The following is a 23,899-nucleotide window of genomic DNA, read 5'->3' as shown; positions in this document are numbered from 1 at the left end:
GGTCAGCACCTCATGGCCAATGGTGCAGGCGTCCCGGCACTCGGCGTGGCAGCGGCTGTGGCGGTAGCGATGGCAGAGGCGGTGGCGGTGGCAGTGGCAGTGGCAGCATCATTTTCCGCCACGTGCTGGCCGCACGCCACGCCGTGGCCACTGCTGAAGCCACCCCATGGAAGCGTCCGTTCATGCGCCGCCAACGCAACCGGCTGCGCCGGCACCGGCCCACCCCGGCACTTCAGCACCTGCACACAGCCATCGGGCCGCAGCTGCAGCCGCAGCGCAGCCGGGGAGGGCTGCGCCGCATGGCGGGCAGGGCGCATGGCCAGCGCCAGACACTGCCCGTGGTCGGCCGCCACCTGCAGCCGCCGCAGCGCTGCATGATCGGCACCGGCCAGCCAGCCCACGACCGCCGCACAGCTGCCCGAACGCAGGCACTGCTCGAAAGCCCAGAGCGCATCGGCCGCACCGCTCGCTCCAGCGGCACCAATGACCACCAGCCGCGACAGATCGACCCCTGCGCGCTGCCACGCCCCGGCAAAGGGCACGAACGGCGGCGCCACCAGCACCACCCGGCCACCGGCACGCGACAGCCGCGCCAGCACCGGCCACAGCAGCTGCAGCTCGGTCAGTCCCCATACCGGCACCAGCAGCTCGGACAGCGCTGCCGCCGGCCAGCCGCCCATGGGCAGCACCGCATCCAGCGCGCGGATGCCCGTGGCAATGCCCGCCACCGGCTGTGGTGCCACCCGCCACTGCCATACCTGCCGGCGCGCCAGCAGGGAGGCCAGTGTGATGGCCTCCTGTGTCTGGCACCCAGCGGTATCTGCCCCATTCGCAACGGACAGCCCATCCACGGCAGCCATGCCACCCGCAGCCATCAGGCCGCTGGCCTGTGTACGCCCGTTCACATGCGCACGCCCATTCGAAACCAGAGCACCCATACCCTGCATTCCTCTCTGTCAGCCTGCAGATTCCGTGTGTGTCATGGGCTCAGTCGGGCCGGCGCAGCAGCCCGCAGTAGATGCCCTCGATGGCGAAGTCTTCCACCGGGTCCGGCACGATGGGCCGGTGGCGCACATTGCGCGGCAGCAGCCGCAGCTGGCCGTCGCGGTGCCAGAGCCGCTTGATGGTGATGCCCCCATCCACCCGCGCAATGACCGTCTGCCCGTGCAGCGCCTCGGGCGTGGCCTTGCCGGCCACCAGATCGCCATCGAGAATGCCGTCGTCGATCATCGAATCGCCCTGCACGCGCAGCAGAAAATCCGGCTGTGGCCGGAAGAGCCAGCGATCCACCTGCAGGTGGCGCTCGATGCGCGCCCCGGCCAGGATGGGCTGGCCGGCCGCCACGCGGCCAACCAGGGGGAGGTTCAGCACGTCGTCCAGCAGGGACACGGCACGTTCGGGCGGGCCGGCCGATTTCCCGGCGGACGACGCCCCCTCCAAACCAACCCGCACAGAAGAACCAGAAGAGCCGGCGGCGTCAATGGCACCGGCAGAATGGACAGCCCCCATGGCAGTGGCAACGATGCCGGTTTTCCCGGGAAACGTCACGCCGCCCCCCAGCACCTCCAGCCCCGCCGGCAGCAGCCGGATACCCCGCGCCTTGCCGGCGCTGTGCCCGATCAGCCCCCGCGCCGCCAGCGCCTGCAGGTGCTTGGCAGCCCCCGCCGGACTGGACCAGCCAAAGGCGGCCATCAGTTCGTGCAGGGTAGGGGGCAGACCGTGGGTCTGGATGTGCTGATGCAGGTACTGCAGCACCTGCTGCTGGCGTGCGGTGAGCTTCATGGTGTAAATTATTACACCAATCCGGAAGGGCTGTCACCTTTGCAGGCTGTCAGCCAGACAGATCAGCTTGCGGTCTCAACAGGGCATCTGCGGGCAGCTCCACCAGGAAGCGCTGACCAGACACGCATCAATGCAGTTCTGCGTGCGTCTGTCGATATTCATCGGACGGAAGCCGACACGAAGCAGCACTCAGCGTAACCTGCTCCGCCAGACTGGTTGACATGCACGGGTCCAGGACTTTTTGCCACAATGGAGCCATCCATTGCCGGCAGCTGCCATTGCAGACCCATCATGCATTCAGCCACAGACAGTACATCACAGAGGCATGACCCTGTTCTGAACGCTTTCCTCGAATTTCTGGCGCGCGACATCACCAGCCATCCCGAACGTCTTCAGGCAGTAGACACTGCGCTGCTTGCGCGGATAGACACGCTGACTCGGGGCATCGACATCGATCTCGACCAGCCGCTTGCCGGGGACGACGAATAGCTGAGGAAACTAGTAAATTTCCTGCAAAGATCTCTAGGAGACACAAATGATGCCCCCGCCATCCATGCTACATATACTGGCGGCAACATACCTTGCCCACACGCAGCCGTGGCACACAAATGAAACAGCAGCCATCCGAAACGGATCAGGCTGCTGTTTCATTGCCATAGTCAGACAAGCAGCCTGACCATGCCCGATTCGGCCGGATTATGCCGAACCGGTCGAGTTATGCCAGATCATGACAGATCAGCCATGGAAGAGGTCGATGCTGCGGCCGTCCACACGCCAAAGATACTTGCCGGATTCGTTCCAGTACCTGTACTCCCCGTTTTCCAGCAATTCCCAGTGATTAATGACGCTGTGATCGTCTTCCATGTAGACACCACCTCCTGTAAAGCGCAAGCCGTGTACCCAGTCTTCCTGCAGTGTCCATGTGCTGCACTGAAGCCGTTTGACATACCAGGAGTCGACATTCCAGCAAAGATCGACATCCCGGGTACTGGGGCCGGGACGCCAGAACAATTTAACGGTACCACAACAGCTATTCCATGTCTGGATGGGCTCATTTGCAGAAAAATACGCGGCGCGTGAGTACGTCTTCGGTTGCTCCGAAACCATCTGAAAACCATAGCGATTTAAATCGTGGTTAGTTTCCTCCGGACGAGGCCAGCCCGTTTCAGTATTGACACTGATTTCTCCGCCAAGCGTAAAGTCCGTTTCGGTCGCATTGCCTTTCAAGGTCATCGTCATGTTGACGAACGTTTCCGTTGCGTAAGCGCTCACAGCCTTCGCATTCGTAGCGTACGTACCCACTATCAGCTCGAAATCGCCTTTGGCGGGTCGATAGGTGCCACCGTTTCCGGCAACAGCATATGAAACGTTGGACATGTCATAATTCTCGGGTGAAATTCTCGACAGGGCAACGATGGCAGGAAAACGCGCAGGACGCTCCTCCAACTTGGCTGACCGAGATGCAACCGGCGACATGGAATAGGGTTCAGCGAAGTGTGATGCGGCACGCTGTGGCATCCATGTCGTATCAACCGGCGCCTTTGACTCCAGCATCGTCATCAACGCGTCCCCACTCAGCTTCCCATCGAGCAGCGGTGGCTGCTGTGCGGCGTTCCCGGAAGGCGAAGCCGTATTGGGAGCGACAGGGTTTTCCTGCGGCTTTTTCTGGATATCCGTTTTGCCGTCATCCGGACCAGGAGCAGGAACCGGCGCGGGCTCCGGCACAGGAGAGGGCGCAGGTTGCGGCACTGGCTGGGGGGTAGGTACTGGCTGCTGCGTCTGGGTTGCTCCGGGCGAAGGGCTCACTGCTGGACTGCCGGGCACAACGTTATTCGGAGAATCAACACCGGAAGCAGGCGCTGCCGGCACCGATGTACTGCCAGCATCGGCAACCTGGGCCGTGCCCGACGGTGCAACGGGACTGCTGGACACCGCGTTACCACTGCCGCCATCACCCCCACCGCCGCACGCGGCCAGCAAAAGCAAGACTGTTGTCAAACCGAGGTGTTTACTGACCCTGTGTGATGCAGCGTAGTGCGACATCTTCTTTCTCTATTCACAAAAGTGGGAAGGTTCCCGTCGTCGGTCTGCATGGGAACACCGAGGATTCCGGGCTACGCCAGCATGCAACCGTGAGTGGCGGGTGCTCAGTAAAAAGCAGCGGGCTCAAAGAGAAGGGCAGCCTCCAGCAGACATGCACAGCTCCCCCAACCAGCCGCCCGGCGGCAGCCAAAGACCGATCAACAGCGCCGGGAAGTGACAGAATTATAGGAATGTCTCCATGTTTTGGATCTTTTCTGTATCGCTTATCGTACGTAAACCACTGAGTAGAAGAATTTGTTGTTTTTATGAAACATAACTTCTGTATTGCGTGTATCGTCCGGGCACGGCAATGTCACAACAGACCAGCCGTCGCCAGAACGGCAACCGTGAGCCTCCCTGCAGGGATCCCCCCATCCATCGCCTCCCCATGCAAGCCGACAAGCGCCGCGGAGCGGGATGCGATTGCTGCGACTTCGCGGTACGCGTGAACGACTTTCTGACGGGCGGGGCGAAGCCCCGGTTGTCGGAAAGTGTCTGGAGTGTGTCATGGACTTGTTCGTCCCCGCGCTGGCTCCGAATCCGTGTGCTGACAAGGCGCACTGCGCAGGCAAGGCTGGCCGCCTTGCCAAGCAGGGCAACGCAGGCAGCGCACGGATTCGGTGCCAGCCCGGGGGGAAACCCCTTTTGGGCGCGCATGACTGCGTTGGCAGTGCCTTGAAGCCATCCGGGATTCTGCGGCCCTGCCGCCTTGTCCTGCACGCCCAAAGGGGGTTTCGCGGGGACGAACAAGTCCATGACACACTCCTGGCCCTGAAGGTTTGTTGACCACGACGCAGGTCGTGGGCAACAAAGCTTCAGTGAGCGTTGAGCAGCAATCGTATCCCGCTCCGCGGCGCGTGCTGCAACGGAGCCGTCTTCCATGAATCGCAGGTCCCGGGCGGAGAGTTGCTTCTTTCGCGACTTCACGCAGTCGCGGGAGAACACCTCCTGCAGCGTGCAGCGCCCGTTCGCATCAATGTCGAAACCGGCAGTCCAGGCCGTCTCACGACAAAGCCGTCTCGACCCGCTCCTTCCGCCCCCCCTCCAGCTCCCGCACCAGCAGCGCACAGGCACCTTCCCGCACCACCGCCTCCACATCCGTGGAATCGATCAGCGCCCGCGGTGCTCCCACCGGCGCCGGCACCGACGGCACCATTACCGCCTGCTGCGACATCCACACCCCCAGCGCCGCCTCCGGCATCGGCCGCGCCAGCAGATAGCCCTGCAGCTCATCGCACTGCAGCGCCAGCAGAATGTCGCGCTGGCCCTCCGTCTCCACCCCCTCGGCCACCACCCGCAGCCCCAGCTGGTGCGCCAGCTGGATCACTGCCCCCACGATGGCCCGCGCATCCGGCCGCACCTCGATGTCGGCCACGAAACTGCGGTCGATCTTCAGTTGTCGCGCCGGCAGCTGCCGCAGATAGCTCAGGCTCGAATAGCCCGTCCCGAAATCATCGATGGACAGATACACCCCGATGCGCTGCAGCTCCTCGAAGGCACGCTGCGTGCTCTTGATGTCCTCCATCGCCACCGACTCGGTGATCTCGCACAGCAGCTGGCTGGGCATCACCCGGTGACGGGTCAGGGCCGATTCGATGCGATGCACCAGATCCTCCGTGCGCAGCTGATGCACCGACAGGTTGATGGCCACACTCATCAGCATGCCCTGATCCGCCCAGACCCGCATCTGCCGGCAGCTCTCCTCGATCACCCAGTTGCCCAGCCCGTTGATCAGCCCGAAGCGCTCGGCAATGGGAATGAACACATTGGGACCGATCATGCCGCGTGTGGGATGCTGCCAGCGCAGCAGTGCCTCCACCCCCTGCAGGCGGCCCAGCCGCGCATCGATCTTGGGCTGGTAGTGCAGCAGCAGCTCGTTGCGCTCCACGGCGTGACGCAGGTCGTGCTGCAGGGCCAGCTGCTCCTGCACGCCTTCGTTCATCCGCGACTCGAACAGCGCATAGGTGTGCCCGCCGGCCCGCTTGGCCGTGTACATGGCGGCATCGGCATGCATCACCAGCTGGTGACGGTCGCCATGGTCCGGGTAGAGCGCCACCCCGACCGAGCAGGCCAGCGACACCTTGTGGCCATGAACCTCCAGCGGTTCGGCCACCAGCCCGATGATCCGGCTGGCCAGGGCGGCGCAGTCGGCCACACCGGAGACATCCTCCATCAGCAGCACGAACTCGTCCCCGCCGATGCGGGCCACGGTGTCGCTGTCACGGGTGGCCACGCGCAGGCGACGGGCCACTTCCTTCAGTACCTCGTCACCCACGGCATGGCCCAGCAGGTCGTTGACCGGCTTGAAGCCGTCCAGGTCGACGAAGAGCACCGCCATCTTGCGGGGCTCGCGCTTGAGGCGGTTGTCCAGGTTGCGCTCGTAGCGCTGCAGGGCGTGGTTGAGACGATCCTCGAACAGCAGGCGGTTGGGCAGGCCGGTGAGCGGATCGATGAAGGCCCGCTGGCGCAGTTCCTCGTTGGCCGATTCCAGCTTCAGGTTGGCCAGCGACAGCGAGCTGCGCATGCGCGCATCCAGAATGGAGGTGAACAGCGTCATGGCCAGCAGCGCCACCGACGAGAAGGCCACCACCGTGCCCAGCTGGGTGCCTGCCAGCGCACCGGCACTCAGGCACACCGAATCCAGCGGAAAGCTGGCGGCCGCCATGCCGGTATAGTGCATGCCGCTGATGGCTGCCCCCATCACCACGGCCGCCACCGGCTGCAGGAACAGGCTGCGCGCCTCGCTCACCGTGCCGAGCCAGCCGAAGATCAGCAGGGCGCCGGCCGATGCCCCCACCGCAATGGCCGCCGAGGCCGCGATCAGCCAGGGATCCCAGACGATCAGCGGCGTCATGTCCAGCGCCGCCATGCCCAGATAGTGCATGGCACAGATGCCGATCCCCATCAGCAGCGACGCCCCGCCCAGATCACGCCACGAGGCCGGCCCGCGGCTGGCCACGTACAGTGCCACCGCCGAGACACCCACGGCCGTCACCCACGACAGCACGGTCAGCCCCACCGTGTAGCCCAGCTCGATGGGCAGCGAGAAGGCCAGCATGCCCACGAAGTGCATGCACCAGATGCCGGTGCCCATGGTGAGCGAGCCGCCCACCAGCCAGGTCATGGCCACCCGGCGGTCGTGGTTGCGCACGCGTTTGGCCAGATCGAGCGCCACATATGAGGCAAACATGGCGATCAGCACCGAGGCCGTCACCACACCGGGGGAGTAGGAAGCAGGCAGAAATTCCAACGAAGGGCCTCGCTGAGAGCGTGTCGGGCTGGTAGTGAGTCATGGACGCGTTCGTCCCGGCGCTGCTCCCAGATCCGTGCGCCGCTGGCGTTACCCTGCCTGGCAGGGACGCAAGCCGCTGCCCTGTCGGCACATGGCTGGAGCCTGAGCGGGGACAAATGCGTCCATGACACACCCTTGATACCGGAAAAAAGTCACACGCTCACCGTACCGGCTGCCGGCCGGTCGCTGCGGGCCGGGCCAGCGGCGCCCCTGGTCCCGTGTCGGCGCGTGCCATGGCCCCATTCACGGCCCTGCCACAGGCACGGCCAGCCACGCCAGCACCGGGCATATACGGTGGGACAATCTTCAACACCTCCGCCAACGGCTATAGAATGGGCCGACGGTTTTTCTCCTCCACCTTACCGGGACGTGCCGTTCAGTCTCCCTGCGGGCCAGCCATCCGGCGCATGCTGCCGGGCCGCCCGCATGATGGAGGCTGTCCACGGCCCTTACTGCATCCGGCCTGCCTGCGCGGGCCCCTGTCATGAGCGACGTAGCCCTCACCATCTGCCTGCTTTCCCTGGTGGCCGTGCTCGGCCTGGCCATTGGACACATCCGCATCCGCGGCATCAGCCTGGGTATCGGTGGCGTCCTGTTCGGCGGCATTCTGGTGGGGCACTGGCTCAACCGCTACGACTTCGTGCTCAACGAGCACACGCTGCACTTCATCCAGGAATTCGGCCTGATCCTCTTCGTCTACACCATCGGCAACCAGGTGGGGCCGGGCTTCTTTGCGTCGCTGCGGCACAGCGGGCTGCGTCTCAACGGGGTGGCCATGGCCATCGTGGCACTCAGTGGCGTGCTGGTGGTGGCCCTGCACCTGGGCATGGACGTGCCACTAGGGGTGATTCTGGGCATCTTCTCCGGGGCGGTCACCAACACGCCCTCGCTGGGGGCCGGGCAGCAGACGCTGGCCGAGCTGGGTGGCGAGCAGGCCACCGAGGTGATGGGCATGGGCTATGCCATTGCCTACCCGATCGGCATTCTGGGCATCCTGTTCACCATGTGGCTGATCCGGCTGGTGTTTCGCATCGACATCGCCGCCGAGGCCCATGAGCACGAGGAGAGCCTCAGCAAGCGCCAGCACGGGCTGGAGAGCTGCAACGTGCGCATCACCAACACCAATCTGGACGGGGTGCGCATCTCCGACATTCCCGATTTCGACCGGCACGACGTGATGTACTCGCGGCTGCGCCGGGGCGAGCAGTTCTTCATTCCCCGTGTGGATACGCGGCTGGCGCTGGGCGACGTGCTGTATCTGGTGGGAGCACCACCGGCATTGCGGCGCATGCAGATGATCATCGGCGAGGAGTTCGTCGACAGCACCCCCATCCACAACACGGCCTACCGCTCGGAACGGGCGGTGGTCACCAACGAGGCCGTGATCGGCAAGAAGATCCGTCACCTGAACCTGCAGTCCAACCACGACGTGGTGATCTCGCGCCTGAACCGGGCCGGTATCGAACTGGTGCCCACCGGCGGCATGACGCTGCAGTTCGGCGACGTGATCAACCTGGTGGGCCGGCAGGAAGACATCGAGACCGTGATGGCGCTGGTGGGCAACGCCCAGCAGAAGCTGCAGCAGGTGCAGATGCTGCCCGTGTTCGTCGGCATCGGTCTGGGCGTGCTGCTGGGCTCCATTCCCGTGTCGGTGCCGGGGCTGCCGGTGGCGCTGAAGCTGGGTCTGGCCGGCGGGCCGCTGGTGGTGGCCATCGTGCTGGCGCGGATCGGCACCATCGGCAAGGTGTACTGGTTCATGCCCCCCAGTGCCAACCTGGCGCTGCGCGAGATCGGCATCGTGCTGTTCCTGTCGGTGGTGGGCCTGAAGGCTGGCGGGCATTTCTTCCAGACGCTGCTCAGCCACGACGGTCTGACCTGGATGGGCTATGGTGCACTGATCACCCTCATCCCGCTGCTCGTCGTGGGCTTTCTGGCCCGCTGGCGCGGCAAGCTCAACTACCTCACGCTCTGCGGCCTGCTGGCCGGTTCGATGACCGATCCCCCGGCCCTGGCCTTTGCCAACGGCCTGCGCGAGGAGAGCGGGGCACCGGCCCTGGCCTATGCCACCGTCTACCCGCTGGTGATGTTTTTGCGGATCATCCTGCCGCAGGTACTGGCGGTACTGCTGTGGGCGGGGTAGGGCAGAGTACGCCCAAAAACAGGGAAGCGCGTGGGCAAACATAACCATGACACGCGCCAGACACGCCCCGGAAGCCGGACACCGGTCCACTTCCGGGGATTTTTTTGCCGGTACGGCAGGCCCGCCCACGGCGGCCCTGGAGGAGTAAGATGTGAAGGAAAAATGAGGCAGGCCAGATCCCGCAGAGGATTCGCCTCATGCACCGTGTAGCCGCTGGCCCGGGGACCAGCGCATGTTACGGACAGCTTTTTAAAGGAGACTTCACATGACTGCCGTCCCCGTGCTGCGCAATTACATCGCCGGCACCTTCACCGACAGCGCCGACCTGCTCGACGTGACCAACCCCGCCACCGGTGCCCTGCTGGCCCGGGCTCCCCGGTCCACCCAGGGCGATGTGGACCGGGCCATTGCTGCGGCCCATGGCGCCCGGCAGGCGTGGGCACGCCGGCCCGCCATCGAACGGGCCCAGTACCTGCGTCGCGTGGCCAGCCGCATCCGCGACAACGCCACACGCATCGCCCGCACCCTGACCGAGGAGCAGGGCAAGATCAGCAGCCTGGCCGCCGTGGAGGTTGCCTTCACCGCCGACTACATGGATTACATGGCCGAGTGGGCACGCCGCATCGAGGGCGAGATCATCACCAGCGACCGTCCCGACGAACAGATCCTGCTGCTGCGCAAGCCGATGGGAGTGGTGGTTGGCATCCTGCCGTGGAATTTTCCGTTCTTCCTGATCGCCCGCAAGATGGCACCGGCCCTGGTGACCGGCAACACCCTCGTCATCAAGCCCAGCGAGGAAACGCCCATCAACTGCCACCTGTTCACCGAGCTGCTGGCCCAGTGCGAGCTGCCCCCCGGCGTCTTCAACGTGGTCTACGGGCAGGGCACGACCGGAGCGGCCATGGCCTCCCATGCGGGCGTGGACATGATCAGCTTTACCGGCAGCGTGGCCACCGGTGAACGCATCGCGGCAGCAGCGGCCCCGTACATCACCAAGCTCAATCTGGAACTGGGTGGCAAGGCCCCCGCCATCGTGCTGGCCGATGCCGACCTGGCACTGGCCGTCCATGCCGTTCGCAGATCGCGCGTCATCAACACCGGCCAGGTATGCAACTGCGTCGAGCGCGTCTATGTGGAGCGGCCGGTGGCCGACGAATTCATCGCCCGCCTGGCCGAGGCCATGGCCGCCACCCGCTACGGCGATCCGCTCGGGGGCGACGACGAGGTGGAGATGGGGCCCCTGATCAACCGCAAGGGCCTGGACAACGTGGCGGCCAGCGTGCGCCGGGCCGTGGACGACGGCGCCACCGTCGTCACCGGCGGCCGCATTGCCGACCTGGGGCAGGGCTTTCACTACCAGCCCACGGTGCTGACCAACTGCCACAATGGCATGGACATCATGCGTCGCGAGATTTTCGGGCCCGTGGTCCCCATTCAGGTGGTGGATGATCTGGACGAGGCCATCACACTGGCCAACGATTGCGACTACGGCCTGACTTCCTCGGTCTATACCCGCGATCTGGGCAAGGCCATGCAGGCCATGCGCGAACTGGATTTTGGCGAAACCTACATCAACCGCGAGAACTTCGAGGCCATGCAGGGCTTTCACGCCGGCGTGCGCAAGTCCGGCCTGGGCGGTGCCGACGGCAAGCACGGGCTGTACGAGTACACCCATACGCAGGTGGTATACCTGCAGGGCTGAGCGTTGATCAGGCCCTGCGTGCAGGGCCTTGCATTCTCCGGAAACATCCCTATAATCACGTCTTCTTCGATGCGGGAATAGCTCAGTTGGTAGAGCGCAACCTTGCCAAGGTTGAGGTCGCGAGTTCGAGACTCGTTTCCCGCTCCAGTTTTCAAAGGCCGCCCGGTTCATGCCGCTGGCGGCCTTTTCGCGTGCATGGGCGCCTGCGCCCTGCCATGGACAGGAACCCGTTGCACCCTGCGACCACCCGTGCCATGCAGACATCCGCACCATGTACGGATGCCGGTGCCATGACGAGTACCTGCGCCCTGCGCATGCCCCTGCGTGTGACCCGTCACACATCGGCCGTCTGCCTTGACCCGGGTCAGCGCCGGCATCGGCCCTCATCGCTTATAGTCGCCTTGTCACCGTTATATAACCTCGAACATAACGCATCGACATGGCAGACAAGGCACACTCCCCAGAAAAATCCCCAGAACGGCGCCATCACGCCAACCACCACACCAACCACCACACCAGCCACCACAACGGCTACCACATCAGCCATCACAACAGCCCCCATACCAGTCACCAGGCCGGCCGCCTGCTGCTGCTCGCCACGCTCGGGTTCATGGCCACGGGCGTCCACGCGGCCGGCGTACAGGCCAGCGGCACGCCGGCAGACGAGGTGCGGGCGGCAGAAACACAGACCACCCGCGCCGGGATGGCCGACGCGCCCGCTGCAGACATGCAAACGGCAAACATGCAAAGGGCAGACATGCAGGCGGCGGCGGGCACGCAGGACTCAGGCACACAGGCCGCAGATGGCGTGTTCGCGCTGGGCACCGTGACAGTATCGGGCACGCGGGACGGCGGGCAGACCCCTGGTGAAAGCACCCTGCGCCAGCAGACCATCGCCCGCCACAACGCCGACACCGTGGCCGACGCGACCCGCCTGCTGCCGGGTGTGAGCCTGTCGCGCAACGGGCGCAACGAGGAAATGATCAGCCTGCGCGGCTTCGATCCCCGTCAGGTCCCGGTGTTCGTCGATGGGGTGCCCCTGTACGTTCCCTACGACGGCTACGTGGACTTTGGTCGCTTCACCACCTTCGACCTGGCCGAGATCCGTGTGGCCCGTGCCGATGCCTCGCTGCTCTATGGCCCCAACACCCTGGGCGGTGCCATCAACCTCGTCACCCGCAAGCCGGTCAGGCCCTTCGAGGGCGATGTACGTCTGGGCCTGGGTTCGGGCCAGACCCGCAAGGCAGCCGTCAATCTGGGCGGCAGGCAGCAAGGCTGGTACTACCAGCTGGGTGCGTCCCGGCTGGATGCCGACAGCTTCCCGCTGCCGCACGGTTTCCGGGACTACAAGCGCACGCCCACCGATACGGGTCACAGCCGCGCCAACGCCGCACGCACCGACAACCGCCTGTCGTTCAAGCTGGGGCTGACGCCCAATGCCACCGATGAATACGCGCTGGGCTATGTGCGCCAGCGGGGCGAGAAGGGCAATCCGGTCTACACCGGCCGGTCCACCCAGCGCAACGCCGTGCGCTACTGGCGCTGGCCGTACTGGGACAAGGACAGCGTCTATTTCGTGAGCAGCACGCGCCTGAACGCCGACAACGCGCTCAGGGTGCGCCTCTATCACGACACCTACAAAAACGGGCTGGACATGTACACCGACGCCACGTACAGCCAGCACAGCCCCACCAGCAGCTACCGCGACACCAGCAAGGGCGCCACCCTCGAATGGGCCAACGCCCGCTGGAAAGGGCACGACCTGCGCCTGGCCGCGCACTACAAGACCGACACCCACGACGACACCGGCCGTTACTACCGCGACGTGACCACCTCGCTGGTGGCCGAAGACACCCTCACGCTCTCCGACCGGCTGCATCTGGCGCTGGGGGCCAGCCACGAGAAGCGCGATGCCAAACGGGTCTGGCAGTGGCCTACGGGTTCGGCCAGCGCCACCAATGGACGGGCCCGGCTGGGCTGGAGCCTCACGCCCCAGGGCGATGAAGTGTACGTGGCCCTCTCGCACCGGACACGCTTTCCCACCATCAAGGACCGCTACTCGGCCCGCATGGGCCGTGCACTGCCCAATCCCGATCTCCGGCCCGAAACGGCCAACCATCTCGAAGTGGGTATCACCGGGCAACCCTGGACGGGCGCGACAGGACAGGCCGCCGTGTTCCACAGCCGTGTGAGCAACCTGATACAGACGGCCGTCGTGCCTTCCACGAGCTGTGGCGGCACCACCTGCGAACAGGCGCAGAACATCAGCCGCGCCCGCAACCAGGGCGTGGAGCTATCGCTGTCGCAGCAGTTCGGACATGAGTGGCAGGCAGATGCCAGCTATACCTATCTGGACCGCACCAACCTGAGTGACCGCAGCGTCGTGCTGCTCGACACGCCACGTCACCGCCTGTTTGCCGCCGTGCGCTGGCAGGTTCACGCCCAGTGGACACTGATGTCGACGGTGGAGGCCGAACAGGGCCGCAAGGTATCCTTTGCCACCGCGCGCACCAATACCTGGCGCGAACCGGGCGGCTACGGCGTGGTGGACCTCGGCGCCACCTGGACACCACGCTCCGACGTGTCGCTGGACGTTGGCGTGAACAACATCGGCAACCGGTGGTATGAGCTGGCCGACGGCCTGCCCATGCCAGGCCGAACCTGGTTCATCAATGGTACCTACCGCTTCTGAGGCTCCCGCCATGGACCAGGACATCCCCCCGCAACGGCGCCACTGCCTGCAGCTGCTGGCCGGGCTGGGTCTGACCGCCTCGTTCGCACACCTGCGAACCGCCGCCGCGACGCAGGCGCAGGAACAGGGACCGGCACACGGACAGGCGCAGGCGCCAGGACAGGAACAGAGGCAGCAGGGGCCGGCGCAAGGAAAGGAACAGGAACAGAGGCAGGGGCAGGGGCAGGGGCAGAAGCAAGGGCAGGAACAGGCGCGGCTGTAGGGAAGGGCACAGAGGCGGGCACAGGAACAGGCGCAGGAGCCGGCAGCGGCCTCCGGCGAGGTGATCGTGGCCCGGTTCGGTGGCCGTGCCGGGCTGCCGGCCCCCGGACATATCCGCCGGGTCTTCGCAGCCGGCCCGCCCGCCGGCGTGCTGGTAGCCGTGCTCGCCCCCGAAAAACTGCTGGGCTGGCCCACACCACTGGCCGACGGTGCACGGGCGCTGCTCGGCCCGGCGCTGCACAACCTGCCCGTCACCGGCCGGCTGGCCGGGCGGGGCAGCACGGTGCCACTCGAGGCGCTGATCGAACAGGACCCCGACCTGGTGCTGGACGCCGGCACGGCGGATGACACCTACGTGTCCGGCATGCGGCGTGTGAGCGAGCAGACCGGCCTGCCCACCGTGCTCATCCAGGGCCGGATCGGCGAACAGGCCGCCCAGCTGCGAGAAGTGGGACATCTGCTCGGCGTAGCCGGCCGGGGAGCCCGGCTGGCCGGCGAGGCGCAGCATTTCATCGATCTGGCCACGCGGATACGCAACGGCATCCCGCCGGCCCAACGTCCACGCGTGTATTTCGACCGGGGCACGGACGGACTGGAAACGGCGCGTCCCGGCAGCATCAACGCCGAACTGCTGGACTTCTGCGCGGCCCACAACGTGGCAGCCGGCATGAAGCAGGGCTCACTGGCCCGCGTGTCGATGGAACAGCTGCTGCAGTGGGATCCGCAGATCATCGTCACGCAGGATGCAGCCTTTGCCCGCCGGGTGCGTACCGATCCGCTCTGGCGGAACATCAGCGCCGTGCGCACGGGGCGCGTGCATTGCGCACCGGCGCTGCCCTTTGGCTGGCTGGACAGCCCTCCGGGCGTCAACCGGCTGATCGGCATCCGCTGGCTGCTGGAACACCTGCACCCCGGCCATCCGGCACTGCGGGGACAGAACCCACTGCCACAGACCGTGCAGCACTTCTTCCGGCTGTTCTACGGTCACCCGCTGCCGGCGGCGGATGCACAGCGCCTGCTGGCGGGAAGCTGGACACCGGCGTGAGCGAATGGCACGTTGGCGCGTGTCGTTCGCTCGACCCGCATGTGTCATTCATCTGCACCAGAGCGCGCCGCCCGCATGTGTCATTCATCTGCACCGGAGCGCGCCGCCCGCATGTGTCATTCATCTGCACCGGAGCGCGCCGCCCGCTCACGCTGGCGCGTGGATGGATGACGTGCGTGGGTGGATGACGCGTTCTGGCAGAGGCGAATGACGCGCTCTGACGCAGTGGACATGTTTTGATGAGCGCGAAAGACTCGCACCCGCGTGGGTGAACGACGCAGCCCGTGACGTTTATTTGCAACACCCATCCACAGGAGCCGGAAACCCCCTATAATCATGTCTTCTTCGATGCGGGAATAGCTCAGTTGGTAGAGCGCAACCTTGCCAAGGTTGAGGTCGCGAGTTCGAGACTCGTTTCCCGCTCCAGGTTTCAAAGGGGCCGCCCGGTTCATGCCGCTGGCGGCCTTTTTCATGGTCGATCGCTTTTCTCTGCCGGGCTTTTCTCTTCCGTGAGCGGATCCGGTCTTGCCTGCCGGACCTTTCCCTTTTGTGGCCATCCGAAGCATCGGGCAATCTCAAGAATCAAGTGCAACGAGAGGGCTGGCGTAGTTATCGAGAATCTTCGTCATGACTTCGCAAGGGGGCTGGGCATCCAGCGCCAGCCCCTTTCCCGCACCACCATCACGGTCAACAGGGCCTGTCCCGAACGTGGGTTTGTCATTTGTACTATGATGCCCAGACACACCAGTGACGGCCGCTGGAGCGTGTCATGACCTCATTCATCCCCGCGTGACCCCGGCCCTGTGCCGACAGGGCGCGGCTGCGCAGGCAGGGCGGGCCGCCTCGTCCTGCGCGCCCAAAGAGGGGGTCAAGGGTTTGGATGAGGCCATGACACACTTCGGGACAGACCGCCGGCGGAGACTTCGCGCAGGCCACAGTCATGCCGGCTCCCGTTCGGGTGTCGAGCCTTCGGCCCCGAAAGTGATGTCCGGAAACGCGCCTGTGCGTTTTCCCCTTCATTCAACCGAAGGAGCATGACCATGGCTTACGCAACCACCAACCCGTTCACGGGCGAGACCCTGAAGACCTTCCCCAATGCCACCGATGCCGAGGTGCAGCAGGCACTGCAGCAGGGTGACGCAGCATTCCGGCAGTGGAAGGCAAAACCGGTGAGCCAGCGCGTGACCGTCTTGCAGAAGGCGGCCGACCTGCTGCGGGCCAACAGGAACGAGTACGCGAAGATGCTGACCCTCGAGATGGGCAAGCTGCTCACCGAGGCCAAGGGCGAGGTCGAACTGTCGGCCGCCATCTTCGAGTATTACGTGCACAACGCCGAGGCCCAGCTGGCCCCGCAGAAGCTGCCGTGCAAGGATCCGGCCGTCTCCGACGCCGTACTGGTTCACGATCCGCTGGGCATCATCCTGGCCATCGAACCATGGAACTTCCCGTACTACCAGATTGCCCGCATCATCGCGCCGCAGCTGGCCGCGGGTAACGTGGTCATCCTCAAGCACGCCTCCAACGTGCCACAGTGCGCCGCGCTGTTCGAGAAACTGATGCTCGACGCGGGCCTGCCGCAGGGCGGCTTCACGAACCTCTACGCCACGCGCGACCAGATCGAGACGATCATCAACGACCCGCGCGTGCACGGCGTGGCGCTGACCGGATCGGAAGGGGCAGGGGCCATCGTGGCCGCACAGGCCGGCAAGGCCATGAAGAAGGCCACGCTCGAACTGGGCGGTTCCGACGCCTTCATCGTGCTGGACGATGCCGACATCGAGAAGGCCGCAAAGTGGGCCGTGTTCGGCCGTCACTGGAACGCCGGCCAGGTCTGCTGCTCGTCCAAGCGGATCATCGTGGTCGAGTCGGTCTACGACGCCTTCATGGAAAAATACCGGGCCGGCGTGGCGGCGCTCAAGGCCGGCGACCCGATGGATCCCGACACCACGCTGGCCCCGCTGTCGTCGCAGGCGGCCGTCGACGACCTGAAGAAACAGATCGACCAGGCCGTGGCCCGTGGTGCCAAACTGGAGGTGATCGGCGCCGAAGTACCGTCGAAGGGTTCCTTTGCCCGCCCGGTGCTGCTCACCAACGTCACCCTCGAGAACCCCGCCTTCAAGTGCGAGTTCTTCGGTCCGGTGTCGATGGTGTTCAAGGTGAAGGACGAGGCCGAAGCCATCGCGGTGGCCAATGACTCACCGTTCGGGCTGGGTGGTTCGGTGTTCACGCAGGACATCGAGCGCGGCCGCCGTGTGGCGGCACAGATCTCCACCGGCATGGTCTACATCAACCATCCCACGGCCGTGAAGGCCGACCTGCCGTTCGGCGGCATCCGCCGTTCGGGCTTCGGTCGCGAGTTGATCGACCTGGGCCTGAAGGAGTTCGTCAATCACAAGCTGATCGGCGTGACCGACATCGACGGCAATTTCTGAGGGCAGGGGCCCGGATACCCGTTGCGCTGGTTGAAAACGCCCCGCTGTGCCGGCTGAGAGGCCGGCAGGCGGGGCGCTCCAGGCAACATTTTCAGCAGATGCTGGTGGTCCCCGAAGATCCGGGGCCACCAGCCTGACCAGGGCATCCGGCTCACCGCGATGCAGTGCCCGAGGCAGCCGCGCCCGCCTGCGCCTGTGCATCACCCCCCAGCACCTTGTAGAGCGTCACCCGGTTGCTGGCTTCCTGCAGCAGCAGGGTGATCAGGCTCTGCTGGGCGCTGTACAGGGTACGCTGGGCATCCAGCGCCTCCAGATAGCTCTGCACACCATGGCGGTAGCGCGCCTCGGCCAGCCGGTGGGCGCGGGTCATGGTGTTCACGTAGGCTTTCTGGGCATCGAGCTGCTCCTGTACGCGCGCCCGGACGGCCAGCGCATTGGCCACCTCGCTGAAGGCTGTCTGGATGGCCTTTTCATAGTTGGCCACTTCGATGGCGCCGGCAATCTTCGCCGAATCGAGCGAACCCTTGAGCGAACCCGCATTGAAGATCGGCACGCTGATGCTGGGCATGAAGGTCCAGGTACCGCGTCCGCCATCGAACAGGCTGGAGAGCGAATCGCTGGAGCGCCCCGTGGTGGCCGTGAGCGAAATGGTCGGGAAGAAGGCCGCACGCGCCGCCCCGATGTTGGCATTGGCGGCCTTCAGCGTATGTTCGGCCGCCAGCACGTCCGGCCTCTCCAGCAGCACCTTCGACGACAGGTTGGCCGGCAGCGGCGCCAGCGCCACGGCACTGGCATCCACATGGGCGCCGGGCTCGGGCAGCAGGGCATCGGGCACGCGTGAACCCACCACCAGCTCCAGGGCATTGATGGCCTGGCCCAGCTCGCTGCCATAGTTGGCCACATCCACCCGGGCGCTCTCCACGCTGCCCTGCACCGAGGCCAGGTCCACGCCCGACACCACGCCCAGCGCATGCTTGCGCTGCGTGAGCAGCAGGGTCTGCTGCTGGCTGGCCAGCGTTTCCTGCGCCAGCGCCAGCCGCTGCTGGTACGCCGCCACCGTCAGCCAGTCGGTGGCCACCTCGGCCACCAGGCTCAGGCGGGTGCTGCGCTGGGTCTCGTTCATGGATAACCAGCTCTCCAGCGCCTGGTCCTTCAGGCTGCGCACGCGGCCGAACAGGTCCAGCTCCCAGCTGGTGATGCCCACGTCCAGACTGGCGGTACGGCTGGTGCGGGAATCACCCGACAGGCCGCCGGACGCGGCCCCCGTCCCGCCGGCCTGCGTGCCCGTGCTGCCGCTCATGCCACCCACCGAGCTGCTGCGCTGCGCCGTATGGCTGCCCGTGGCGGTGACGGCCGGGAACAGGCTGGCACGCTGGATGCGGTACTCGGCCCGGGCCTTCTCGATGTTCAGCATGGCCACGCGCAGGTCGCGGTTGTTGTTCAGGGCCAGGGCAATGACCTGCCGCAGGCGTTCGTCGACGAACAGCTGCTGCCAGTCGGGCATGGCGGCCATGGTGTCACCCGCCGGTGCACCGGCAGCATCCTGACCGCCGCTGGCTGCACTACCGCCTGCTCCAGCTTCAGTGGAACCGGCAGAAGCCGCCCCTGTACGGCTGGCCGCACCCGCGCCCTTGCCGGCCTGCGGGGAGGCCACCATGCCATCGGCCCAGCCTCCATGGTGCCTGTCCTGCGCCGTCTGGCCATGACCGGCCGCCTGGCTGCCGCGCACCGCATCTGCTGCGGCCGCACCATCCCGGAACGTATCCGGCACCGGCGATTCAGGGCGCTGGTAGCTGGGCGCCATGCTGCTGCATCCGGCCAGCACGGCGGCACAGGCCACGGCCATGGCGACGGCCAGACGGGACGGCTGCTGCGAGGCAGGCCGGGTGGTCGAGGGTTTCCGCCAGAGGCATGAGGGGTTCAGCCTCATGGACGAAGGCTTCAGCCTGATGTGCGAGGATTTCATCATGAGAGCTGCTCCACGGCAGGGGGGTTGCGCCGGCGACCCGGGAAGATGGACCGCACGATCACGTAGAAGAGCGGCACGAAGAAGATGCCCAGCACGGTCGACACCAGCGTTCCACCGAACACACCGGTCCCCAGCGACTGGCGCCCCCCCGAACCGGCGCCGGTGCTGACCACCAGCGGCAGCACACCCAGCATGAAGGCCAGCGAGGTCATCAGGATGGGGCGCAGGCGCTGGCGGGCCGCCTCCAGCGTGGCATCGATCAGCGTGCGTCCCTGTTCCTCCAGTTCCTTGGCAAACTCGACGATCAGGATGCCGTTCTTGGCAGCCAGACCCACCGTGGCCAGCAGGCCCACCTGGAAGTAGATGTCGTTCTCGTGACCGCGCAGCGTGGTGGCCAGTACCGAACCCAGAATGCCGATCGGCACCGCCAGCATCACCGAGAACGGAATAGACCAGCTTTCATACAGCGCGGCCAGACACAGGAACACGAAGAGCAGCGACACTGCGTAGAGCATCGGTGCCTGGGAGCCCGACTGCTGCTCCTGATAGGACAGGTCCGTCCAGGCGTAACCGAAGCCGTTGGGCAGCTGGCTGACCAGCCTGGCCATTTCATTCATGGCGTCACCGGAACTCACACCACTGGCCGGCTCGCCGGTGATGGCCATCGAGGAATAGCCATTGAAACGGGCGAGTGAGGCCGGTGCATAGCTCCAGCCGGTCGAGCTGAAGGAGGCGAAGGGCACCATCGCATTGCTGCTGTTGCGCACGGCCCAGCGGTTGATGTCCTGCGGTGCCATCCGCGCGCCGGCCTCACCCTGGACATACACCCGCTTGATCCGGCCCCGGTTGACGAAGTCGTTCACATAGGAGCCGCCCAGCGCGGTGCTCAGTGTACTGTTGATGTCGCTGATGCTCAGATCGAGCGCGCTGGCCTTGGCATCATCGATCTTGATATCGAAGGTCGGTGCATCTTCCAGCGCCGAATAACGTACGGCATTGAGCTTCGGATTCTGGTTGGCCAGACTCAGCAGCTGCTCGCGGGCCGACACCAGTGCTTCATGGCCGGCGCCGCCCAGATCCTGCAGCCGCATCGAGAAGCCGGCACTTTCACCCAGCCCGGGAATGCCCGACGGCGAGAAGGCAAAGATCTGGGCATCCTTGTACTTGCCGGCCATGGCCGCCGTGATGCGGTCGGCAATCTCGCCGGCACTGGCCTTGCGCGAATTCCAGTCCTTCAGCTCGATGAAGCCCATGCCGGAGTTCTGCCCGCTGCCGCCCATGCTGAAGCCCGCCACCGCCATCATCGACGCCACCTCGGGCTGCTCGCGCACCCAGGCCGTGACCTCGTTGATCACCTTCACCGTCTGCTCCTGTGTGGACCCCGACGGCAACTTGACCTGCACCATCAGCTCGCCCTGATCCTCTTCCGGCAGGAAGGAGGTGGGCAACTGCCAGAACAGGAACCCCAGGGCCACCAGAATGGCCAGATAGGTCAGCATGCCGGTCTTGCGGTGGCGCGTGATCAGGCCCACACCGCCCTGATAACCGCGCCCCATGCGGTCGAACCCACGGTTGAACCAGGCAAAGAAACGCCCCAGCGGCCCGCGCGGCGTGGTATGCCCCCCCTTTTCGATGGGCAGCAGGATGGTGGCGCACAGAGCCGGCGTCAGCGTCATGGCCACCAGCACCGAAAGGATCATCGACGACGCAATGGTGACGGAGAACTGCCGGTAGATGGCGCCGGTGGAACCCCCGAAGAAGGCCATCGGCAGGAATACCGCTGTCAGCACCAGCGCAATGCCCACCAGTGCGCCGGTGATCTGGCCCATCGACTTGCGGGTGGCCTCATAAGGGGAGAGACCTTCCTCACTCATCACCCGTTCGACGTTTTCCACCACCACGATGGCATCGTCCACCAGCAGGCCGATGGCCAGCACCATGGCGAACATCGACAGCGTATTGATCGAATAGCCCAGCAGCGACAGCACCCCGAAGGTGCCCATCAGCACCACCGGCACGGCCACCGCCGGAATCAGCGTGACCCGCCAGTTCTGCAGGAACAGGTACATGATGATCAGCACCAGCGCGATGGCCTCGACCAGCGTCTTGACCACCTCCTCGATGGAGATCTTCACGAAGGGTGTCGTACTGTAGGCAACGTGATACTTGAGCCCGGTGGGGAAGAAGGGCGCCAGCTCGTCCAGCTTCGCCTGCACGGCGCTGGCCACGCTGATGGCATTGGCACCGGAGGCCAGCTCGATACCCACACCGGAGGCCGGCTGACCATTGAAGGTACTGGCTGCCGAATAGTCTTCCGAACCCAGTTCGACGGTAGCCACGTCCGACAGGCGCACCACGGCACCACTGCTGTCGGACTTGAGGATGATGTTCCGGAACTGGTCGACCGTCTTCAGGCGGCTGCGCGAGGACACCGTCGCATCCAGCCGCTGCCCCCGGACCGAAGGTACCGCCCCCAGCGAGCCGGACGAGACGTCGGCATTCTGCGCCGTGATGGCCGAGGTCACATCCGACGGCATCAGCGAATAATGGCGCAGCTTCTCCGGGTTCAGCCAGATGCGCATCGCATACTTCGACCCCATCACCTGCACCCCGCCCACACCGGAGACACGGCTGATCGAGTCCTTCACCGACGACACCATGTAGTCGGCAATGTCGCTCTCGGTCATGCTGCCGTTCTCGGACGTGAAAGCCAGCACCATGAACATGTCACCGGAGGACTTGGTCACGGTCACGCCATCATTCTGCACCGACTCCGGCAGGCTGGACTGGGCCTCCTGCAGCTTGTTCTGCACCTGCATCTGCGCCACATCCGGGTCGGTGCCCGAGGCAAAGGTCAGCTCGATTTCCGAGCTGCCATCCGACGAACTGCTCGACGACATGTACAGCAGGTTGTCGATGCCGATCATGGCCTGCTCGATCACCTGGGTGACCGAGTTCTCGGTGGTCTCGGCCGAGGCACCGGAATAGGTGGCACGGACCGAGACGCTGGGCGGCGCAATGTTGGGGTACTGCTCCACCGGCAGGGAGAAGACCGCCATCGCCCCCGCCAGGGTGATGACGATGGCGATCACCCACGCAAAAATGGGACGGTCAATGAAGAATCGGGCCATGGGCTGCCTCCTTATTGCCTGCCGGAGGCAGAATCCGTGCCGGACTGCGCCGGGGCCACGCTTCCCTCATGCTCGACGGACGCTGCCGGGGTTTCGTGGCTGCCCGTGGCATCATCCTTCGCGCCGGTCTTCACCTTCACGGTGCCATGGGGGGCTGCCTGCTTTTCCTCGACCTTCACGGTCTGGCCACCGGATGCCCGGCTGCCTCCTTCGATGACCAGTTTCTCGCCAGCCTTCAGGCCACTGGTCACGATCCACTGGTCGCCATCGGTGTCGGCCACGCCGATCACCCGTTCCTCGACCTTGCCGTCGTTGCCCACCAGCTTGACCACGGCCTCACCGCGGGTATTGCGGGTCAGCGCCGTCTGCGGCACCAGGATGGCCTGTTCGTCGATGGCCAGCGGCAGCACCGCGCGCACATAGGCACCCGGCAGCAGCAGATGGTCGGGGTTCGGCACCACTGCCCGCAGCGTGATGTTGCCGGTGCTGGTGGAAATGGAGGTGCCCACGAATTCCAGCGTTCCCTCGTGGTTGTAGAGGCTGCCGTCTTCCAGGAAGATCTTCACCTTCACCTTGCCATTGACGGCCTGCAGGGCGCCGCTGTCGATGGCCTTGCGCAGCGCCAGCAGCTGGGCGCTGGTCTGCGTCACATCCACGTAGATGGGGTCGAGCTGCTGGATGGTGGTCAGTGCCGTGTCCTGGCTGGCCGTGACCAGTGCCCCCGGCGTATAGGTGGAGGTGCCGATACGGCCGGAAATGGGCGCCTTGATGCGCGTATAGTCCAGATTGATCTTTGCCGACTGCAGCGAGGCCTGGGCGGCCACCACGGCGGCCCGGTTCTGCTGCAGGGTGGCTTCGGCATCGTCCACGTCCTGTTTGCTCACCGCGTCGATGGCCAGCAGATCACGGTAGCGCTGCGCCTTCGGTTTGGCCGCGCGTACCACGGCCTGCGCCTGAACGAGCGATGCCTTCGCATTGTCGTAGGCTGCCTCGTAGCTGGCGGCATCCAGCTGGTAGAGCACCTGACCTTCCTTCACATCCTGGCCTTCGGTGAACAGCCGCTTCTGGATGATGCCACCCACCTGGGGCCGAACCTCGGCGCTCATGTGCGCCACCGTCCGGCCAGCCAGCGACTGTTCCACCGCCAGGCGCTGCGTGACGATGGGCTGCACCACCACGGTGGTTTCCTCTGGCGCAGGCGCGGGCGCCCCGGCCTTCTGGCAACCGGCAAGCGCCAGCGCAACGGCGGTGGCAATCAGCAGGTGGGCACCGGGCAGGGCGCGAACAGGCCTGCGTGCGCAGGATGTTGCACGACGCGACACGCGTCGGTGAGCAGCTGGCCGGGACACGGCAGCAGGACAAGCGGACATG

At 65.4% G+C, this 23,899-nt stretch carries 14 protein-coding genes and 2 tRNA genes; 9 read left to right on the top strand and 7 right to left on the bottom strand.

The window, feature by feature from the left end; translation table 11 throughout:
- Nucleotides 1-2 precede the first annotated feature (2 nt).
- Together imuA and lexA are read right to left on the bottom strand one after the other, a co-directional pair.
- Nucleotides 3-938 (bottom strand): translesion DNA synthesis-associated protein ImuA, encoded by a 936-nt coding sequence (gene imuA / locus EHV23_RS07700; protein WP_238990327.1) that lies wholly within the window; start codon nucleotides 936-938, stop codon nucleotides 3-5.
- A gap of 49 nt (nucleotides 939-987) precedes the next feature.
- Complete coding sequence (gene lexA / locus EHV23_RS07695) at nucleotides 988-1,782, bottom strand: transcriptional repressor LexA (RefSeq protein ID WP_125095390.1); 795 nt, start codon at nucleotides 1,780-1,782, stop codon at nucleotides 988-990.
- A gap of 291 nt (nucleotides 1,783-2,073) precedes the next feature.
- On the opposite strand from lexA, the gene EHV23_RS07690 reads away from it, so the two are divergent.
- Nucleotides 2,074-2,271 (top strand): type II toxin-antitoxin system PrlF family antitoxin, encoded by a 198-nt coding sequence (locus tag EHV23_RS07690; RefSeq protein WP_238990326.1) that lies wholly within the window; start codon nucleotides 2,074-2,076, stop codon nucleotides 2,269-2,271.
- 246 nt (nucleotides 2,272-2,517) lie between these two features.
- Here EHV23_RS07690 and EHV23_RS07685 read toward each other — a convergent pair whose 3' ends face one another.
- Together EHV23_RS07685 and EHV23_RS07680 are read right to left on the bottom strand one after the other, a co-directional pair.
- Nucleotides 2,518-3,825: a hypothetical protein gene (locus EHV23_RS07685; protein WP_125095388.1), complete on the bottom strand. Its 1,308-nt coding sequence runs from the start codon at nucleotides 3,823-3,825 to the stop codon at nucleotides 2,518-2,520.
- Nucleotides 3,826-4,867: 1,042 nt separating this feature from the next.
- Nucleotides 4,868-7,114 carry a putative bifunctional diguanylate cyclase/phosphodiesterase gene (locus tag EHV23_RS07680; RefSeq protein WP_338034500.1) on the bottom strand — a complete coding sequence of 749 codons (2,247 nt, stop codon included), beginning with the start codon at nucleotides 7,112-7,114 and terminating at the stop codon, nucleotides 4,868-4,870.
- A gap of 526 nt (nucleotides 7,115-7,640) precedes the next feature.
- On the opposite strand from EHV23_RS07680, the gene EHV23_RS07675 reads away from it, so the two are divergent.
- The 8 genes from EHV23_RS07675 to EHV23_RS07640 all read left to right on the top strand — a co-directional run bounded on the left by EHV23_RS07675 (nucleotide 7,641) and on the right by EHV23_RS07640 (nucleotide 17,428).
- Nucleotides 7,641-9,296 carry a putative transporter gene (locus EHV23_RS07675; protein WP_125095387.1) on the top strand — a complete coding sequence of 552 codons (1,656 nt, stop codon included), beginning with the start codon at nucleotides 7,641-7,643 and terminating at the stop codon, nucleotides 9,294-9,296.
- Nucleotides 9,297-9,561: 265 nt separating this feature from the next.
- Nucleotides 9,562-10,998 (top strand): aldehyde dehydrogenase, encoded by a 1,437-nt coding sequence (gene aldA / locus EHV23_RS07670; protein WP_125095386.1) that lies wholly within the window; start codon nucleotides 9,562-9,564, stop codon nucleotides 10,996-10,998.
- A gap of 71 nt (nucleotides 10,999-11,069) precedes the next feature.
- Nucleotides 11,070-11,145: transfer RNA gene (locus tag EHV23_RS07665), tRNA-Gly, on the top strand.
- Between the two features lie 595 nt (nucleotides 11,146-11,740).
- Nucleotides 11,741-13,690, top strand: coding sequence for a TonB-dependent receptor plug domain-containing protein (locus EHV23_RS07660; protein WP_238990384.1), 1,950 nt, complete (start codon nucleotides 11,741-11,743; stop codon nucleotides 13,688-13,690).
- A 10-nt stretch (nucleotides 13,691-13,700) separates the two neighbouring features.
- The gene (locus tag EHV23_RS15225; RefSeq protein WP_158615880.1) at nucleotides 13,701-13,952 is read left to right on the top strand and encodes a hypothetical protein; all 252 of its coding nucleotides are present in this window, start codon (nucleotides 13,701-13,703) and stop codon (nucleotides 13,950-13,952) included.
- A gap of 66 nt (nucleotides 13,953-14,018) precedes the next feature.
- Complete coding sequence (locus tag EHV23_RS07650; protein ID WP_238990325.1) at nucleotides 14,019-14,996, top strand: ABC transporter substrate-binding protein; 978 nt, start codon at nucleotides 14,019-14,021, stop codon at nucleotides 14,994-14,996.
- Nucleotides 14,997-15,346: 350 nt separating this feature from the next.
- Nucleotides 15,347-15,422: transfer RNA gene (locus EHV23_RS07645), tRNA-Gly, on the top strand.
- Nucleotides 15,423-16,036: 614 nt separating this feature from the next.
- Nucleotides 16,037-17,428, top strand: coding sequence for an NAD-dependent succinate-semialdehyde dehydrogenase (locus EHV23_RS07640; RefSeq protein ID WP_125095384.1), 1,392 nt, complete (start codon nucleotides 16,037-16,039; stop codon nucleotides 17,426-17,428).
- A gap of 151 nt (nucleotides 17,429-17,579) precedes the next feature.
- Here EHV23_RS07640 and EHV23_RS07635 read toward each other — a convergent pair whose 3' ends face one another.
- Genes EHV23_RS07635 through EHV23_RS07625 form a run of 3 tightly spaced genes read right to left on the bottom strand, consistent with a single transcriptional unit; the run spans nucleotide 17,580 to nucleotide 23,898 of the window.
- Nucleotides 17,580-19,397, bottom strand: coding sequence for an efflux transporter outer membrane subunit (locus EHV23_RS07635; RefSeq protein WP_238990324.1), 1,818 nt, complete (start codon nucleotides 19,395-19,397; stop codon nucleotides 17,580-17,582).
- On the bottom strand, nucleotides 19,394-22,528 hold the full coding sequence (locus tag EHV23_RS07630; RefSeq protein WP_125095383.1) for an efflux RND transporter permease subunit: 3,135 nt from the start codon (nucleotides 22,526-22,528) through the stop codon (nucleotides 19,394-19,396). The genes EHV23_RS07635 and EHV23_RS07630 overlap by 4 nt, the downstream gene beginning before the upstream one ends.
- 11 nt (nucleotides 22,529-22,539) lie before the next feature.
- Nucleotides 22,540-23,898 (bottom strand): efflux RND transporter periplasmic adaptor subunit, encoded by a 1,359-nt coding sequence (locus EHV23_RS07625; protein WP_125095382.1) that lies wholly within the window; start codon nucleotides 23,896-23,898, stop codon nucleotides 22,540-22,542.
- Nucleotide 23,899: the final 1 nt, after the last annotated feature.

This window comes from Lautropia dentalis, from assembly GCF_003892345.1.
Lineage (GTDB): Bacteria > Pseudomonadota > Gammaproteobacteria > Burkholderiales > Burkholderiaceae_E > Lautropia > Lautropia dentalis.
Note: the sequence above shows the minus strand (reverse complement) of the source record. Positions and strands in the feature narration are given on the sequence as shown.

Excerpts from the sequence above, each read along its gene's own strand:
- EHV23_RS07625 (WP_125095382.1), bottom strand. The coding sequence starts at position 23,898 with ATGTCCGCTTGTCCTGCTGCCGTGTCCCGGCCAGCTGCTCACCGACGC.
- EHV23_RS07640 (WP_125095384.1), top strand. The coding sequence starts at position 16,037 with ATGGCTTACGCAACCACCAACCCGTTCACGGGCGAGACCCTGAAGACC.
- EHV23_RS07660 (WP_238990384.1), top strand. The coding sequence starts at position 11,741 with ATGCAAAGGGCAGACATGCAGGCGGCGGCGGGCACGCAGGACTCAGGC.
- EHV23_RS07685 (WP_125095388.1), bottom strand. The coding sequence starts at position 3,825 with ATGTCGCACTACGCTGCATCACACAGGGTCAGTAAACACCTCGGTTTG.
- imuA (WP_238990327.1), bottom strand. The coding sequence starts at position 938 with ATGGGTGCTCTGGTTTCGAATGGGCGTGCGCATGTGAACGGGCGTACA.
- EHV23_RS15225 (WP_158615880.1), top strand. The coding sequence starts at position 13,701 with ATGGACCAGGACATCCCCCCGCAACGGCGCCACTGCCTGCAGCTGCTG.
- lexA (WP_125095390.1), bottom strand. The coding sequence starts at position 1,782 with ATGAAGCTCACCGCACGCCAGCAGCAGGTGCTGCAGTACCTGCATCAG.
- EHV23_RS07675 (WP_125095387.1), top strand. The coding sequence starts at position 7,641 with ATGAGCGACGTAGCCCTCACCATCTGCCTGCTTTCCCTGGTGGCCGTG.
- aldA (WP_125095386.1), top strand. The coding sequence starts at position 9,562 with ATGACTGCCGTCCCCGTGCTGCGCAATTACATCGCCGGCACCTTCACC.
- EHV23_RS07690 (WP_238990326.1), top strand. The coding sequence starts at position 2,074 with ATGCATTCAGCCACAGACAGTACATCACAGAGGCATGACCCTGTTCTG.
- EHV23_RS07630 (WP_125095383.1), bottom strand. The coding sequence starts at position 22,528 with ATGGCCCGATTCTTCATTGACCGTCCCATTTTTGCGTGGGTGATCGCC.
- EHV23_RS07635 (WP_238990324.1), bottom strand. The coding sequence starts at position 19,397 with ATGATGAAATCCTCGCACATCAGGCTGAAGCCTTCGTCCATGAGGCTG.